This is a genomic window from Pseudomonas fluorescens, from assembly GCF_012974785.1.
In the GTDB taxonomy this organism is placed as follows: Bacteria; Pseudomonadota; Gammaproteobacteria; order Pseudomonadales; family Pseudomonadaceae; genus Aquipseudomonas; species Aquipseudomonas fluorescens_BT.
The window spans coordinates 2,387,572-2,402,852 of sequence record NZ_CP027561.1 but is presented as its reverse complement, the minus strand read 5'-3'; the positions used below and the strand labels follow the sequence as shown (position 1 = coordinate 2,402,852).

11 protein-coding genes and 2 pseudogenes are annotated in these 15,281 nt (G+C 62.2%); 8 read left to right on the top strand and 5 right to left on the bottom strand.

Features of this window, described 5'->3' with window-relative positions; genetic code table 11:
• Nucleotides 1–190 precede the first annotated feature (190 nt).
• From paoA to paoC, 3 genes are read left to right on the top strand one after another with little or no spacing between them, the layout of a single operon-like run.
• Nucleotides 191–832 carry an aldehyde dehydrogenase iron-sulfur subunit PaoA gene (gene paoA, locus C6Y56_RS10755; protein WP_169429835.1) on the top strand — a complete coding sequence of 214 codons (642 nt, stop codon included), beginning with the start codon at nt 191–193 and terminating at the stop codon, nt 830–832.
• Nucleotides 829–1,785: an FAD binding domain-containing protein gene (locus tag C6Y56_RS10750; RefSeq protein ID WP_169429834.1), complete on the top strand. Its 957-nt coding sequence runs from the start codon at nt 829–831 to the stop codon at nt 1,783–1,785. Before paoA ends, C6Y56_RS10750 begins: the two co-directional genes overlap by 4 nt.
• Nucleotides 1,782–3,980 carry an aldehyde oxidoreductase molybdenum-binding subunit PaoC gene (gene paoC / locus C6Y56_RS10745; RefSeq protein ID WP_169429833.1) on the top strand — a complete coding sequence of 733 codons (2,199 nt, stop codon included), beginning with the start codon at nt 1,782–1,784 and terminating at the stop codon, nt 3,978–3,980. The genes C6Y56_RS10750 and paoC overlap by 4 nt, the downstream gene beginning before the upstream one ends.
• 56 nt (nt 3,981–4,036) lie before the next feature.
• On the opposite strand, the gene C6Y56_RS10740 is transcribed toward paoC, so the two are convergent.
• Nucleotides 4,037–4,981 (bottom strand): aldo/keto reductase, encoded by a 945-nt coding sequence (locus C6Y56_RS10740; RefSeq protein WP_169429832.1) that lies wholly within the window; start codon nt 4,979–4,981, stop codon nt 4,037–4,039.
• A gap of 112 nt (nt 4,982–5,093) precedes the next feature.
• Here C6Y56_RS10740 and C6Y56_RS10735 point away from each other — a divergent pair, with 112 nt between their 5' ends.
• The 3 genes from C6Y56_RS10735 (at nt 5,094) to C6Y56_RS10725 (ending at nt 7,821) form a co-directional block, all read left to right on the top strand.
• Complete coding sequence (locus C6Y56_RS10735) at nt 5,094–5,864, top strand: alpha/beta hydrolase (protein WP_169429831.1); 771 nt, start codon at nt 5,094–5,096, stop codon at nt 5,862–5,864.
• A gap of 139 nt (nt 5,865–6,003) precedes the next feature.
• On the top strand, nt 6,004–6,870 hold the full coding sequence (locus C6Y56_RS10730) for a CAP domain-containing protein (protein ID WP_169429830.1): 867 nt from the start codon (nt 6,004–6,006) through the stop codon (nt 6,868–6,870).
• Nucleotides 6,871–7,392: 522 nt separating this feature from the next.
• Nucleotides 7,393–7,821 (top strand): nuclear transport factor 2 family protein, encoded by a 429-nt coding sequence (locus C6Y56_RS10725; RefSeq protein WP_169429829.1) that lies wholly within the window; start codon nt 7,393–7,395, stop codon nt 7,819–7,821.
• Nucleotides 7,822–7,887: 66 nt separating this feature from the next.
• On the opposite strand, the gene mqo is transcribed toward C6Y56_RS10725, so the two are convergent.
• The 3 genes and pseudogenes from mqo to C6Y56_RS29540 form a co-directional block, all read right to left on the bottom strand.
• On the bottom strand, nt 7,888–9,537 hold the full coding sequence (mqo, locus tag C6Y56_RS10720; RefSeq protein WP_169429828.1) for a malate dehydrogenase (quinone): 1,650 nt from the start codon (nt 9,535–9,537) through the stop codon (nt 7,888–7,890).
• Between the two features lie 471 nt (nt 9,538–10,008).
• Nucleotides 10,009–10,602 (bottom strand): annotated as a pseudogene (locus C6Y56_RS29545) (methyl-accepting chemotaxis protein); the annotation flags it as partial.
• 309 nt (nt 10,603–10,911) lie between these two features.
• Nucleotides 10,912–11,679 (bottom strand): annotated as a pseudogene (locus tag C6Y56_RS29540) (MCP four helix bundle domain-containing protein); the annotation flags it as partial.
• Nucleotides 11,680–11,869: 190 nt separating this feature from the next.
• Between C6Y56_RS29540 and C6Y56_RS10710 the strand changes: the two are divergent.
• Entirely contained in the window at nt 11,870–12,184 is a 315-nt protein-coding gene (locus C6Y56_RS10710; RefSeq protein ID WP_169429826.1) for a DUF2388 domain-containing protein, read from the top strand.
• Nucleotides 12,185–12,298: 114 nt separating this feature from the next.
• Entirely contained in the window at nt 12,299–12,700 is a 402-nt protein-coding gene (locus tag C6Y56_RS10705; protein WP_169429825.1) for a hypothetical protein, read from the top strand.
• Here the strand turns inward: C6Y56_RS10705 and ligD are convergent, their stop codons facing one another.
• Entirely contained in the window at nt 12,701–15,265 is a 2,565-nt protein-coding gene (gene ligD / locus C6Y56_RS10700; protein WP_169429824.1) for a DNA ligase D, read from the bottom strand.
• Nucleotides 15,266–15,281 lie beyond the last annotated feature (16 nt).

Below are 15,281 nucleotides of genomic sequence, written 5' to 3'. Positions count from 1 at the left end.
ACTGACAGCCCATGACCGTTGATCGCCCCGTCTGCCTCTGTGAGGGAGGTCTGGTGCCAGGGTAAAAATCCGACAAAACCTTTTCCTCTCCCCTGCGGTCACTCCTAGAACAGACCAAGACTGGCGACCACGCCGGCGTGCATGTGCGGGTTATTTGCAATCCGCCGACCTGATCAGAGGAAGCCCAGCCATGAACGACCATCCGCCATCGGAGATGTCCCGACGCCGGTTCCTGATTCTCGGCGCCGTGACCGCAACCGCGTTTGCGCTACCGCCCTTCATCAGCCTCAAGGCCTACGCGGCCAATCTGGAGCAACCGGCCATGACCAAAGTGACGCTTGAGGTCAACGGCAAGCCGCAGACCCTTGATATCGATACCCGCACCACGCTGCTCGACGCCTTGCGCGAACACCTGCACCTGACCGGCAGCAAAAAAGGCTGCGACCACGGCCAGTGCGGTGCCTGCACGGTGATTGTCGATGGCCGGCGGATCAACTCGTGCCTGACCCTGGCCGTTATGCAGGACGGCGCCAAGGTCACCACCATCGAAGGCCTCGGCATGCCGGACCGGTTGCATCCGATGCAAGCCGCGTTCATCAAGCATGACGGTTATCAGTGCGGTTATTGCACACCGGGGCAGATCTGCTCGGCGGTGGCGGTGCTCAAGGAAATCCGCGACGGCATTCCCAGCCACGCCAGCCCCAGCCTGACCGAGCCGCCGCAACTGATCGCCAGCGAGTTGCAGGAACGCATGAGCGGCAACCTCTGCCGTTGCGGCGCCTACTCCAACATCATCGAAGCCATCAGCGAAGTCGCGGAGGTATCGGCATGAGAGCGTTCAATTACAGTCGCGCCGACTCCCCCGCCGCAGCCGCAGCACAAGCGGCGCAAACGCAAGGCGCGCGGTTCATCGCCGGCGGCACCAACCTGCTGGACTTGATGAAACTCGACATCGAAACGCCGCAGCACCTGATCGACGTCAACCACCTGGGACTCGACGGGATCGAAGCCACCCCCGAGGGCGGTTTGCGCATCGGCGCACTCGTGCGCAACACCGATCTGGCCGCCGACTCGCGCGTGCGCAAAGACTACGCCCTGCTCTCCCGGGCCTTGCTGGCCGGGGCCTCGGGGCAGTTGCGCAACATGGCAACCACCGCTGGCAACCTGCTGCAACGCACGCGCTGCCCGTATTTCTACGACACCAACCAGGCCTGCAACAAACGCAATCCCGGCAGTGGCTGCGCGGCGATTGGCGGGGTCACCCGGCAACTGGGGATCATCGGCGTCAGCGACGCCTGCATCGCCACGCACCCGAGCGACATGGCAGTTGCCCTGCGTGCGCTGGATGCGCAGATCGAAACCCTCAAACCCGACGGCAGCACCCGACGCATCGCCATGGCCGATTTCCACGCTTTGCCCGGCGATACCCCGCATATCGAAACCGCACTCACGGCCGGCGAATTGATCACCGGCGTTACCCTGCCCGCCCCGGTTGGCGGCACCCATGTCTATCACAAGGTGCGGGACCGTTCGTCCTATGCCTTCGCGCTGGTCTCTGTCGGGTTGATTCTGCAAAAGGACGGCAGCGGCCGCATCGCCGTCGGCGGCATCGCCCCGAAACCCTGGCGTGTCGAGGCCGCAGAAGCGCTGCTGCCCCAAGGCGCGAAAGCCGTCAGTGCGCGCCTGCTCGACGGCGCCACACCCACCCATGACAACCGGTTCAAGCTGACGCTGGTGGAGCGCACGCTCGCCTCGGTGCTGGCCCAAGCGAGGGACGAAGCATGAAATTCGACACGCCCGCCGCCACCAATCCGATTGACCAATTGAAAGTCATCGGCAAACCCACCGACCGCATCGAAGGCCCGCTGAAAACCAGCGGTCAGGCGCCCTACGCTTACGAACAACACGAAGCGGCAAAAAATCAGGCTTACGGCGTCATGGTCGGTGCAGCCATCGCCAAGGGTCGTATCACGCGCATGGATCTGGACAAGGCCCAGGCTGCCCCCGGGGTTCTGGCCATCGTGACCTCTGCCAATGCCGGCAAACTCGGCAAGGGCAAATACAACGCCGCGCACCTGCTGGCCGGCCCCGAGGTGCAGCACTATCACCAGGCGGTGGCACTGGTGATCGCCGAAACCTTCGAACAGGCCCGCGCTGCCGCGCAGCTTGTGCATGTCGAGTACGCGACAGACAAAGGCCAGTTCGATCTGGCCACTGTGCGGGATCAGGGTGTGGAGCCGAAGGAAGAATTGCCGGACGTCAGACACGGCGATTTCGCCACCGCTTTTGCCGCCGCCCCGGTGCAGTTCGACCAGACCTACAGCACCCCGGACCAGTCCCACGCGATGATGGAACCCCACTCGACCCTCGCTGCATGGCAAGGCGATCAACTGACCCTGTGGACCTCGAACCAGATGATCGCCTGGAGCGTCGGTGACATCGCCACCACCCTCGGCCTGCCCAAGGACAAGGTGCGATTGATCTCGCCCTACATTGGCGGTGGATTCGGCGGCAAGCTGTTCATCCGCGCCGACACGATCCTCGCCGCACTCGGCGCACGCCTGGCCAACCGACCCGTGAAGGTCGCCCTCGCCCGCCCGCAGATCGCCAACAACACCACTCACCGCCCCGCCACCATCCAGCGCATCCGCCTGGGCGCCACGGCGGACGGCAAACTCACCGCCATCGCCCACGAAGGCTGGTCGGGCAACCTGGCCGAGGGCAAGGTCGAAGTCGCCGCGCAGCCGAGTCAGTTGCTCTACGCCGGGGAAAATCGTCTGGTGAGCATGCGCCTGGCGCCGTTGGATCTGCCGGAAGGCAACGCCATGCGTGCCCCCGGAGAAACTCCGGGGCTGATGGTGCTGGAGATCGCCATGGACGAGATGGCGGAAAAACTCAAACTCGATCCGATCCAGTTCCGCATCCTCAACGACACCCAGGTCGATCCGGTAAAAACCGAGCGACCGTTCTCCCAACGACGCCTGATCGAATGCCTGCAGACCGGCGCCGAACACTTCGGCTGGGACAAACGCAATGCAACGCCCGGCACACGTCGCGAAGGTCGCTGGCTGATCGGCATGGGCGTGGCCGCGGCGATTCGCAATAACCTGCTGGTGAAATCCGGCGCAAGAGTTCGGCTGGAGCGTGACGGCAAGATCACCGTGGAAACCGACATGACCGATATCGGCACGGGCAGCTACACCATCATCGCCCAGACCGCCGCCGAGATGATGGGTGTGGGCCTGGATGATGTGGTGGTGCATCTGGGGGATTCGAGTTTTCCGGTGTCGTCCGGCTCCGGCGGCCAGTTCGGCGCCAATTGCTCGACCGCCGGGGTCTACGCCGCGTGCATGAAGCTGCGCGAAGCGGTGACGACGAAACTGGGCATGACCGAGGCGGACGCGGTGTTCGCCGATGGCCAGGTGCAGCTCGGCAACAAACACGTGCCGTTACGCGATGCCGCGCAAAACGGTGCGATCGAAGCCGAGGACAGCATCGAATTCGCCGACCTCGCCAAGCAGTATCAGCAATCGACGTTCGGTGCGCATTTCGTCGAAGTCGCGGTCGATGCCGCTACCGGCGAAGTGCGTGTACGGCGGATGCTCGCGGTCTGTGCTGCCGGGCGGATTCTCAACCCGAAATCCGCCCGCAGCCAGGTGATCGGCGCGATGACCATGGGCGTCGGGGCGGCGCTGATGGAGGAGCTGTCGGTGGACAAGCGCCTGGGCTTTTTCGTCAATCACGACCTGGCCGGCTACGAAGTGCCGGTGCATGCGGACATCCCGCATCAGGAGGTGATCTTCCTCGATGAAACCGACCCGATCTCTTCGCCGATGAAGGCCAAAGGCGTGGGCGAACTGGGCATCTGCGGGGTCAGCGCGGCGGTGGCGAATGCAATCTACAACTCCACCGGGGCGCGGGTGCGGGAGTATCCGATTACCCTGGACAAGATTCTCGATTCGCTGCCGCCGATGATCTGAATTCGCTAGCGCGCTAGCATGGGGTGCTGGTGCGCTATTCACTCCTGCGATGGAAATTACCCCACCAGAGCAATCAACTGCTGCCGCTGCGCATCAGTCAGCATCGACCCGAACCCGGCGCCGGCATTGTCGGCCATGTAACGCGGGTTGCCGGTGCCCGGGATGACACAAGTCACCGCCGTGTTCGAGAGCAAAAACTTCAGCGCCAGTTGCGGCCAACTACTCACCTGCACGTCCGACACCCAGCCCGGCAGGGGCTTGCCCTTGAGCCGGGCCAGCAGCCCGCCGCCGCCAAACGGCCGGTTGCAGATCACTGCCACCCCGCGTTCGCGGCACAACGGCAGGATGCGTTTTTCCACGCCACGGTCATCGAGGGCGTAGTTGATCTGCAGGAAGTCGAGCGGCTCGGCCTTCAACACCGCTTCCACTTCCTCGTAGGCCGAGGGCGTGTAATGGGTGATGCCGATGTAACGGATGCGGCCCTGTTCCTTCCATTCGCGCAGCGTCGGCAGATGAGTTTGCCAGTCCAGCAGGTTATGGATCTGCATCAGGTCGATGCGATCGGTGCGCAGCAGGCGGAAGGAGTTCTCCATCTGCGCGATGCCCTCCTCGCGTCCCCGGGTCCACACCTTGGTTGCCAGAAACGCCGGTGAACGGGGTTCGTGAATCGACAACAGCTCGCCGGTGGTTTCTTCGGCGCGGCCATACATCGGTGAGCTGTCAATCAGCGTGCCGCCCTTTCTGAACAACTCGTCGAGCACCGCCGGTAATTGTTTATAGGCCGGTTCGCCGGGCGCGACGTCGAAGCCGCGATAAGTGCCCAGCCCTACCAGGGGCAGTAGCTCGGAGCTGGAAGGAATGGCGCGGGTCTGCATGGTCTGGCCTCCAGGGGCACTCGACGACGTGGCGGCAGCCAACGCCCGGTCAACAGTGAATAGCGCGGTGACCCCGGCTGCCAGTTTGAGCAGGCGGCGACGGGAACAACCCTCAGTGTGGCTCATGCTCGCACCTCTGTTGCGCGGATCTGTTGCACCTTGTGTGCGGCGGCGGTCACCGGGGAAGGCTCAACTACACTGCATGGGCGACCCCTCACGTCCCGTTAAAGTTAGTCGAATGTCCAGAATCCTGATGTCACTCGTCGCTTTGCTGCTGGCCCTGTACCTGATCCTGTGTGCAGCACTGTTCGTGTTCCAGCGCTCGCTGATCTATTTTCCGCCGTCAGGTTCAATGGATTCGGCGGAATCGCGGATGACCCTGACAATGCCCGACGCGAACATTCGCGTCAGTGTCCGCGAGCATTCCGGAGCACGGGCGTTGATCTATTTCGGTGGCAATGCCGAGGACGTCTCGCGCAATCTGCCGGCATTTTCCGAGGCGTTTCCCGACCACGCGATCTACCTGCTGCACTATCGCGGTTTTGGTGGCAGTGACGGTTCGCCGTCCGAAGAAGCGATTGCCCGGGATGCTGTGGGGCTTTTCGATCAGGTGTTTGCCAGGCATCCGCAGATTGCGCTGATCGGGCGCAGCCTCGGTTCCGGCGTCGCGGTGCGGCTGGCCAGTCAGCGGCCGGTAACGCGGCTGATTCTGGTCACGCCCTTCAACAGCCTCCAGGAACTCGCCGTCCGGCATTACCCGTGGGTGCCGGTGAAATGGCTGCTCAAGGAGCGTTACGAATCGGGCAAGTACGCCGAGCATATCCGTGCGCCAACCCTGCTGCTGGCAGCGAGCGATGATGAGGTGGTGCCACGGGGCAGTAGCGAACGCCTGCTGCGCAATTTCCCGGATGGTGTGGCGACCCTGAAAGTGGTGACGGAGGCGACGCACAATTCAATTTCCGAGCGCCCGCAATACCTGCAATGGATGAAGGATGTGCTGAACCGCTGAGTGCCCCTTGCGCAGTTCGTCGGCGTCCTGACAAAGCCCTGGGCGTCCCGTGAACCAAGTGCAGAAAGGCCAGTCCTACGCGCGCCGCATTCGCGGTTAACTCCCTGTCAGCGCTGTATTTTTCAGAGTCTTGCGTCCCATGCGCCACGCCGCTCGTTCGTCTCGCTTCGTATCGCTGTGCCTGTTGCTCCTCTCCCCTCTGCTAGCCCCCACCGCCCATGCCGGCGCGGAACGACAACTGGCGGCCGCCATCAATGACCTGCGCGCCCATCCGCAACGCTGTGACCGACGCCCGGCACAACGCCTGGCGCCGCTGGCGCTCAAGCAGAACATTGCGTTGCCCATCGGCTATGGCTACGGCGGCGGGTTGCGCGAGCAGTTGAAGTCTTCCGGTTATGCGGCAGTGGCCGTGCGCAGCATCCGCATTGTCGGGGCCGAGGATGCCGAAGAGGCGTTCGATCAGTTGCAGGACGAACATTGCAGCGCGCTGCTGGATGCGCAGTATGCCGACATCGGTATCAGCCACGCCCGCAGCGAATGGCAAGTGGTGCTGGCCCGTCCGCTGATCGACAGTCGCATGGGTGACAACCGCAGCGTCGGCAAGGCCCTGCTGGCGCAAGTCAACGCTGCCCGCGCCCGGCCGCGCCTGTGCGGACGCCAGCGTTTCGCCGCTGCCCGGCCTCTGAGCTGGAACCCGTCCCTCGGCGCCGCGGCTCAGGGCCACAGCAAGGCCATGGCCTACGGCAACTACTTCGCTCACCAGGACCCGGACGGCGACATGCCGGCGGATCGTGCCCGATCCGCCGGTTACCGTGGGCGGCAGATCGGCGAGAACATCGCCGCCGGGCAAAGCTCACCGGGCAGTGCGATGGCCGGCTGGCTCGCCAGCCCCGGACACTGCGCCAACCTGATGAACCCGATGTTCACCCAGGTCGGCGCCGGTTTTGCCAGTGATGCCCGCAGTGACAACGGTGTGTACTGGACGATGTTGTTCGGCGCGCCTTGACACCTCACTTCGGTCGACGCATCGCCCGCTCGCCGCCATCGGCACCCACCCTGATCGTGCGCAGAGTCCATGACTTGGGCGCCACGATGGGTACCCCAGTGAAGGGATACCCCGGTTTAGTCCGGATCCTGTGCCGACACCCGTCCGGGCCTGCGGAAACCGACTGGCGAGGGACGGCTCAGACCGGTGAAATCGTGGCCAGGACGCCGATCATGATGGTCAACACGAGAAAGCCGCCGAGGAAAAACGCCATCTTAGCCATGAAGGCCTCCTGAATACTGAATGTCCGGCGCACCGGGCGCTTCGGAATGAAGCGCGTGCCATGTGGCCGAACCGCAGGGCTATTCTGGGCGCTTGGCTGAGACGGTTACAGATGCAGATTCAACAGGAAAAAGCGGATCAGATGGATTTGGCGCACTCATGTGTCGACATTCAGATCGATACAGAGGGTTTCCATTGCGCCGCTTTGATCTAGAGTCATGGGCGCCACGCAAAGAACAACAAAAATACAGGAGTGAAACCATGTCCAAGCTGAACCTGCACCCCAACGCCGCCGAATCCCTGAACCGCTGGCATGACATGATCCGTACCGGCAACCTGAAAGCCCTGCCCGACCTGCTCGATCCACAAGCCGTGTTTCGCTCGCCGATGGCCCACACGCCTTACCCCGGCGCACCGGTGGTCTCGATGATCCTCAACACTGTGTTCAACGTATTCGAAGACTTCAAATACCACCGTGAACTGGCGACGGCGGATGGCTTGAACGTAGTGCTGGAGTTCAGCGCAAAGGTTGGGTCGAAGGAGCTCAAGGGTATCGACATGATCCGCTTCGATGAACAGGGGAAGATCGTCGAGTTCGAAGTGATGGTGCGGCCGTTGAGCGGGTTGCAGGCGCTGGGGGAGGAAATGGGCCGGCGCCTGGGGGCTTATCTGGCAAACGCCAAAGCCTGAAGTCCGGGCACAAAAAAGCCCACTGACCGTCACCGGTTCAGTGGGCTTTGTGTGTCAGGCGTCTAATTACAGAGCCATGTCACGTGCAGCACTTTCTTTCGGAGCCTGTGGCTTTTCAGCCGAAGCAGGTGCCGCCGCAGGTGCAGCCTGGCCAATCGCCGGTGGCGTTGGCAGTTGCAGGATCTTGGCGGTGTAAGCCCACTCTTCGGCCACTTTGGCCGGATCGTTGTTCAGCTGGGTTCCGTAGCTTGGAACGATCTGGTGCAGCTTGGCCTGCCACTCAGGGGTAGCGACCTTGTCCTTGAAGACTTTCTGCAGCACGCTCAGCATGATCGGTGCAGCGGTCGATGCGCCTGGCGATGCGCCCAGCAGACCGGCGATGGAGCCGTCTTTCGAAGCAACGATCTCGGTGCCCAGTTTCAGCACGCCGCCAGCGGCTTCATCACGCTTGATGATCTGCACGCGCTGGCCGGCTTGCCACAGGCGCCAGTCTTCGGCTTTCGCGTTCGGGAAGTATTCCTTCAGCGCGTTCAGACGGTCTTCATCCGACAGCATCAGTTGACCGGCCAGGTACTCGACCAGCGGGTATTCCTTGATGCCGACCCTGGTCATAGGCCAGATGTTGTGGGTGGTGGTGCTGGTCAGCAGGTCCAGGTACGAACCTTCCTTCAGGAACTTGGTGCTGAAGGTTGCGAACGGGCCAAACAGGATGACGCGCTTGCCGTCCAGGACGCGGGTGTCCAGGTGCGGAACGGACATCGGAGGCGCACCAACCGAAGCCTTACCGTAAGCCTTGGCCAGGTGCTGTTCGGCGATGGCCGGGTTATCGGTCACCAGGAACGAGCCGCCTACCGGGAAGCCAGCGTATTCCTTGGCTTCTTCGATACCGGACTTCTGCAGCAGGTGCAGGGCACCGCCACCGGCGCCGATGAACACGAACTTGGCGTCGGTTTCAGTCTTGGTGCCGTCTTTCAGGTTCTTGTAGCTGACGCGCCAGGTACCATCGGCATTCTTGGTGATGTCCTGTACTTCGCTCGACAGTTTCAGATCGAAGTTAGGCTTGGTCTGCAGGTAACTGGCGAACTGGCGGGTGATTTCGCCAAAGTTCATGTCGGTGCCCAGCGGGCTCCAGGTGGCCGCGATTTTCTGGTTCGGGTCACGCCCTTCCATCATCAGCGGAACCCACTTCTTGATCACGGCCGGGTCTTCGGAGTACTGCATGCCGGCGAACAGCGGGCTCGCCTGCAGGGCTTCGTAGCGCTTTTTCAGGAACTTGATGTTGTCATCGCCCCACACGAAGCTCATGTGCGGAGTGGTGTTGATGAACGAGCGAGGGTTCTTCAGAACGCCTTGCTGAACCTGCCAGGCCCAGAACTGACGGGAGACCTGGAACGCTTCGTTGATCTCGACGGCTTTCGGGATCGTTACGTTGCCCTTATCGTCTTCCGGGGTGTAGTTCAGCTCGGCCAGCGCCGAGTGACCGGTACCGGCGTTGTTCCAGCCGTTGGAGCTTTCCAGGGCGACGCCGTCGAGGCGCTCGACCATTTCCATCGACCAGCTTGGCTCCAGCTCATTGATCCACACACCAAGGGTGGTGCTCATGATGCCGCCGCCGATCAGCAGGACGTCGACTTTTTTTGCTTCGTCAGCATTGGCGGATGTCATCCCCATCGCCAAAGCCAGACCCAGCAGGGCTGTGTTCACTTTTTTAAACATCCGTTGCACCTATGATAAAACGCCTTCCGCCCGCCGCTGTTGTACGTATGCATTCCCCCTCTTTTCGCGACACTCAGGCCAGCGTCGCGGGTTCCGGCACACTTCAATTTTGACGGGTGGGCACACAAGGCCGACAGGCTGCGTCGACCTCAGTTATATGTCCCTTCTGAACTGACTTCTTATCATTATTGGCTTCAGCTACTTGAGCGACAGGGGTTCGGTCGGCCCGCCGAAAAGCGCGCCAGACTGAATTAGGTCAAACCAAGTGGCGCGAAGAATATCACGTCAGGGCAAACCCGCGCGTCTGTTCCCGACTTGATGGTCTTTATCCGCCTGATGACTTATCGGCTGATGCCCACCGAACATGACCCCGACAATGCCTCTGGCTGAAGCCATTCAGCCATTTGACCGTCCTTTCCCCACCCGCCTGCGGCCTTGCACTGGTTACAAATGAGGTTGACGGCGCCCGGGTCACAACCGGAATCGATCCACCGACTGCGCCAGCCGCCCCGCCAGATTCGACAACTCGTCCGTCGTATTCGCTGTCTCGCCGATCACCTTGCTGTTGCCTTCCGACATGCCGGCGATCATCTCCACCTGATGGGCGATTTCGTTGCTGGCCTGGCTCTGTTCGCCGATGGTGCGGGTAATGTCGTTGACCAGTTGCGTGGTGTTGAGGGTGGCGTCGAGGATTTCGCGGATGGCCCGTTCGACGTCGGCGGTGACGGCCATCCCCTTGTCGACTTGAGCCACACCCGCCTCCATGCTGCTGACCGCCTCACGGGTACTGTTCTGGATGCGGGCGACCATCGCAGCGATTTCCTGGGTCGAGGCGCTGGTGCGGGCAGCCAGGCTGCGCACTTCATCGGCGACCACGGCAAAACCTCTGCCCTGCTCACCCGCCCGGGCCGCTTCAATGGCCGCATTGAGCGCCAGCAGGTTGGTCTGGTCGGCGATGCTCTTGATCACCTGAATGATGTTGAAGATGCCTTCGGACTCATGATCCAGGGTGCGGATCACCTGCGCCGACTGCTGGGCGGAGCGGGCGATGTCGTCCATGTCGCTGACCACTTGATGGATCACCTGCCCGCCGTTCTTGGCCAGTGATTCGGCCTGACTGGCCATGCTCAGGGCCCGTTCGGCGTGGCGGGTGATTTCTTCGATGCTGGCGGTCATCTGGCTCGCGGCAGCGGCCATGGTGCCGGCGGCGGTGCTTTGTTGCTGGCTGCTGTCCGCCACCCGATGGCAGCCGTGGCTCAGTTGCTCGCTCATGCCACTGACGCCGTGGGCATTGCGCCGCACCACATCGATCATTTCCCGCAGATCCCGCTGCATGGTGGCCAGCGTGCGGATCAGCGCGCTGGCTTCGTCCTTGCCGGACGGCTCGGCGATCGGCTCGCTGAGGTTGCCATGAGCAATGCTCTCGGCAATGCGGCTGGCGGTTTTCAGCGGGCCGGTGATGCTCAGGATCACCCAGCGTCCCTGAACCAACAGCAGCAACAGGCTGGCGATCAGCACAATGCCGAGGGCGATGTTGGCGTTGCGGATCGCCGCCTCGGTGCCCTGGCTGGTCTGCCGGGTACTGGTTTCGATCAGTTCGCTCAAGGACGCCATCTGTTCTTCAAGCTGGCTGAACGCGGCGCTGAACGTACCGAGTTCGTGCTGCGCCGTGTCGGGGTTGGCCAGCGCCAGCCCGACAATCCGCTCGCCCGCGTCGATATAAGTGTCGAGGCTTGGCTTGATCTGCTCCAGCGCAGCCCGGATCGTGGCGTCCAGGGGCAGTTTGAGGTTCTCGCCGAGGACATCGCGAAAATGCGCGGCATGCTCCTCTACGGATCGGCGCACCTCGTCCGCCGTGCCGTTGCTCTTGCCCAGCCCCACCAGCATGGCCGAATAGACGTCGGCGCGCAGGGCGTCATGCATCATGTCGGCTTCCATGTGATTGCGCAGCGCACTCATGCTGACGGCGTTGTCACTGACTGCCGACGCCATCCGCTGGTTGCCGACATAACTGACCAGACTCACGATCAGCGCTGTCAGCAGGCTGGTCGCAATCAGCAGCACCAAACGCAGTTTGATCGACACGGTGGATCCTCCGGGAGCGCCCTGAAATGAGCCTTTCAGCGTTTCAGTTAAGCTCATTTCCACCCGCCTGCCGCGCCAGAGCGTCGCAATGTGTGTCAGCACCCGCCCCGCGCCCTCGAAGACTGTGCACCAGGTCTCACTTTGTGCGGCGACCACCCGCCATCTTGCACGGAACTACCGGTCACGCCGCACCTCTCACATTATGTGGTACTTCCTTTTCGCTTTACGCTGCTGGAGGAACACCGTCATGCGTCGTTTATTACTTGTTTCGTCTCTCATGCTCTGCCTGCCTTTTGGCTCAGCCTTCGCCCGTGTGGATGCAGGGGATGTCGCCACCTCGGCCGGTGTTTCCGCGTCGCTGTATTCCACCTTCAAGGATCACAAAATGGTGATTCCGGCCCGTGACGACCTGTCCGCATTCGTCGCCAGCGGCGGTGCCATCCGTGGCGTGTATCTGGAATCGGTGCTGCAACAGGTTCGTCAGGAAAACCCGGGCTTGAACGCCAGCGATGAAGAGCTGGCCAATGCGATCCTGGTCCACTACGAAGGTCTGTCGCAGTAACAGCCACGCGCTCGACGACGGTGGCTGACGGATTTGCCACCTCTGCGTTCTGCCGATGGACGGCAGCCGGGCGACCATGGGCAAAACCGTCGAACGGCCTCTATGATGGAGGCCATGACGATTGCCGCCCCGATCCGCTCCCCCTGCCCGCCCGGCGCCTGCATTTGCGGGCGCGATCCGTTGCTGGAAATGCCCGGCGCGGATCTGCGCATACTTTTGCTCACGCGGCAGGAAGAAAAGCGCCTGCTCGAACGCCTGGAAAACCTGCAAAGCCTGGCTGACCTCGAACGCCTGCGACAGCGGATGTTCGATCAGTTGGGCATTCGCATGGACATCGCTCCGGGTTCCAACGAAGTGCGGACCATGCGCGGTATCGCCATCGAAATCGCTGAACTGCCGGGCCTGTGTCGCAAGACTCGCCAGGCGATCCCGGCCGCCATTCGCCGGGGGCTGGAAAGACACCCGGAAATCGCCTTCGAACTGCTCAACGCCCATGACTTGCTGCGCGACGCCTGATCACTTTTTCAGGCCGACCCGTTTGCGCATCTCGGCGGTAATGCTCTGTCGGGTTTTCTTCATGTTCGCCCAGGGCTCATCGCCGACGTCCGCCAGGCGCTCATGAACGTTGTGCACATTCCACCGGTCAGCGCCTTTGATCTCGCCGACTTCCTCACGGAACAGCGGCACCGATACCGGCAGCCCTTCCCGGGTGCGGGCGGCGTAGGCACAAATGGTCGTGGCGCCCAGGCCGTTGCGCAGGTAATCGATGAAAATCCGCCCCACACGGTTCTTCGGCCCCGACACCGCTGAAAACCGCTCCGGCAACAGCCGAGCCATATGATTGACGATGGCATGGCTGAAATCCTTCACCTCGTCCCAGCCATGCTTGCGCGTCAGCGGCACCACCAGGTGAATACCCTTGCCTCCACTGGTCTTCAGGAAAGCCTTGAGGCCCAGTTCATCCAGCACGGTCAGAGTCAGGGCGGTGGCTTCAACCATGCTTTTCCACGGCAGTGCCGGATCCGGGTCCAGATCGAGAACAAAGCGGTCAGGCTTTTCCAGATCCACCGTGGTGGCGTTCCAGGTGTGCAGTTCGACGGTGCTCATCTGCACCGCACCGATCAGCGCTTCGACGTTGTTGATCAGCATCACCGGTTGTCCGGTGACGTGCTTGTCCAGCAAGCGGATGCCGGGAATCGCCAGGTTTTCGGCGTTTTTCTGGAAGAACAGTTCGCCGGCAATGCCTTCCGGTGCCCGCACCAGCGCCACGGGCCGATCCTTGAGTTGAGGCAGGATCCACTCGGCGACGCTGGCATAGTACTCGGCCAGTTGCATCTTGGTGGTGCCGCTGCTGGCGTCGATCACGCGGTCCGAGTGAGTGATTCTGACCTTGCCGCTGACCATCCCTGTCTGAGAGGGTGCCTTGGCGGCAGGTGCCTGCTTTTTCACAGGGGGGGTCGCGGCTGAAGTTTTCATCGGTTTCGCTTGCTCCTGCGTAATCTCCAGCGCCGGTTTGTCATCGCGCAGACCATGGAACACGGCATGGCGAACCGAACCCTCCCGGGTCATTTCCGCAAACGCCACCTCCGCCAGCAGGTGCGGCTTGAGCCAGTGCACCCCCTTGGCCTCGAATCCACTGGGCGGGTTGGCCAGCGCAGTCTTTTTCGTGCGCAACGGCTTGAGCCGGGCAAGCACGGTTTTCAAGGTGGCCTCGTTAAAGCCAGTGCCGACCTTGCCGGCATAACGTAACTCGCCGCTGTCGCGATCATGCAGACCGAGCAGCAGTGCACCAAAGGCACTGCGCGATCCCTTTGGATCGGTGTAGCCGACAATCACGAATTCCTGGCGATGTTTGCACTTGAGCTTGATCCAGTCGCTGCTGCGCCGCGACACGTAGGGCGAGCCGCGACGTTTGCCGATCAAGCCTTCCATCTGCATCTGGCAGGCGCTGTTGAGCAACGCCTGCGGCGTTTCGTCGAACGCTTCGGAAAAACGCAGCAACGGATGTTCGTGAGCCTTCAATACCGTGGCCAGCGCTGCCCGCCGTTCTTCCAGCGGAACTTCGCGCAGGTCGACACCATTGAGGTAAGGCACATCGAACAGGTAATAAAGGATGTCGCTGCTGCGGCGGGTGTCGAAGGCGTTCTGCAGCGCTTGAAAATCCGGAATGCCGTTTTCGTTGGCGACCACTACTTCACCGTCAAGCCACGCCGACTCCAGCCCCAGCGCCGCCAGTGCCTGAGCCTGCTCCGGCAGTTTGTGCGTCCAGTCATGGCCGTTACGGGTGAACAGCTGCACCGTTTGATGATCGATGCGCGCCATGACCCGGTAGCCGTCGAATTTGATTTCGTAACTCCAGTCCCCTGCCGGAGCGCTGTCCACCAGCGTGGCCAGCTGCGGTTTCAACCGGGCGGGGATTCGCGCCTTGTGCGCGCCGACAAGCTTGGCCGAGTCAGGTTTGCGCGCTGGCTGTTTCAGCGGTTTGACTTGCCTGGCGTCGAGCCTCGGTTTATCGACAAGGGTGCGCTCGCTGAGCACGCTATCCGGCTCGGCGACCAGCACGTCGTAATCGCTTTGCGGCCGGGCGGCGCTGTCCTGATGCTTGATCAGGAACCACTGCTCCTTTTTGCCCGGCATGTGGGTGCGCACCAGATTCCACACGCCGCCAAGCTTCTCGCCCTGCAGCTCGAACTTGAGTTTGCCCTTGGCATAGGCCTCCTGCGGATCCTCCAGCGGGATCCACACGCCACGATCCCAGACGATCACGTCCCCGGCACCGTAATGCCCCTGCGGAATGGTGCCTTCGAATGTCGCGTAATCCAGAGGGTGGTCCTCGACATGCACCGCCAGGCGCTTGACCTTGGGATCCAGTGACGGGCCTTTGGGCACTGCCCAGCTTTTGAGCGCACCGTCCAACTCCAGGCGAAAGTCGTAATGCAGGTGCGAAGCGTCGTGCTTCTGGATGCAGAACTGCAACGCGTGACCGGCGCCAGCCTTTTTGCCCCGACGCTTGACCGCTGCCGGTTCCGAGGTCGCCGAGAAGTCGCGCATGCGGTTGTAGTCGTCGAGGTTCCTGTTCATGGCGCACCTGCCTTGT

Bases quoted from the DNA above. Each gene is read 5' to 3' on its own strand.
- C6Y56_RS10705 (WP_169429825.1), top strand. From the start codon at position 12,299: ATGACGATTGCCGCCCCGATCCGCTCCCCCTGCCCGCCCGGCGCCTGC.
- C6Y56_RS10735 (WP_169429831.1), top strand. From the start codon at position 5,094: ATGTCCAGAATCCTGATGTCACTCGTCGCTTTGCTGCTGGCCCTGTAC.
- mqo (WP_169429828.1), bottom strand. From the start codon at position 9,537: ATGTTTAAAAAAGTGAACACAGCCCTGCTGGGTCTGGCTTTGGCGATG.
- C6Y56_RS10740 (WP_169429832.1), bottom strand. From the start codon at position 4,981: ATGAGCCACACTGAGGGTTGTTCCCGTCGCCGCCTGCTCAAACTGGCA.
- C6Y56_RS10725 (WP_169429829.1), top strand. From the start codon at position 7,393: ATGTCCAAGCTGAACCTGCACCCCAACGCCGCCGAATCCCTGAACCGC.
- paoC (WP_169429833.1), top strand. From the start codon at position 1,782: ATGAAATTCGACACGCCCGCCGCCACCAATCCGATTGACCAATTGAAA.
- C6Y56_RS10710 (WP_169429826.1), top strand. From the start codon at position 11,870: ATGCGTCGTTTATTACTTGTTTCGTCTCTCATGCTCTGCCTGCCTTTT.
- paoA (WP_169429835.1), top strand. From the start codon at position 191: ATGAACGACCATCCGCCATCGGAGATGTCCCGACGCCGGTTCCTGATT.
- ligD (WP_169429824.1), bottom strand. From the start codon at position 15,265: ATGAACAGGAACCTCGACGACTACAACCGCATGCGCGACTTCTCGGCG.
- C6Y56_RS10750 (WP_169429834.1), top strand. From the start codon at position 829: ATGAGAGCGTTCAATTACAGTCGCGCCGACTCCCCCGCCGCAGCCGCA.
- C6Y56_RS10730 (WP_169429830.1), top strand. From the start codon at position 6,004: ATGCGCCACGCCGCTCGTTCGTCTCGCTTCGTATCGCTGTGCCTGTTG.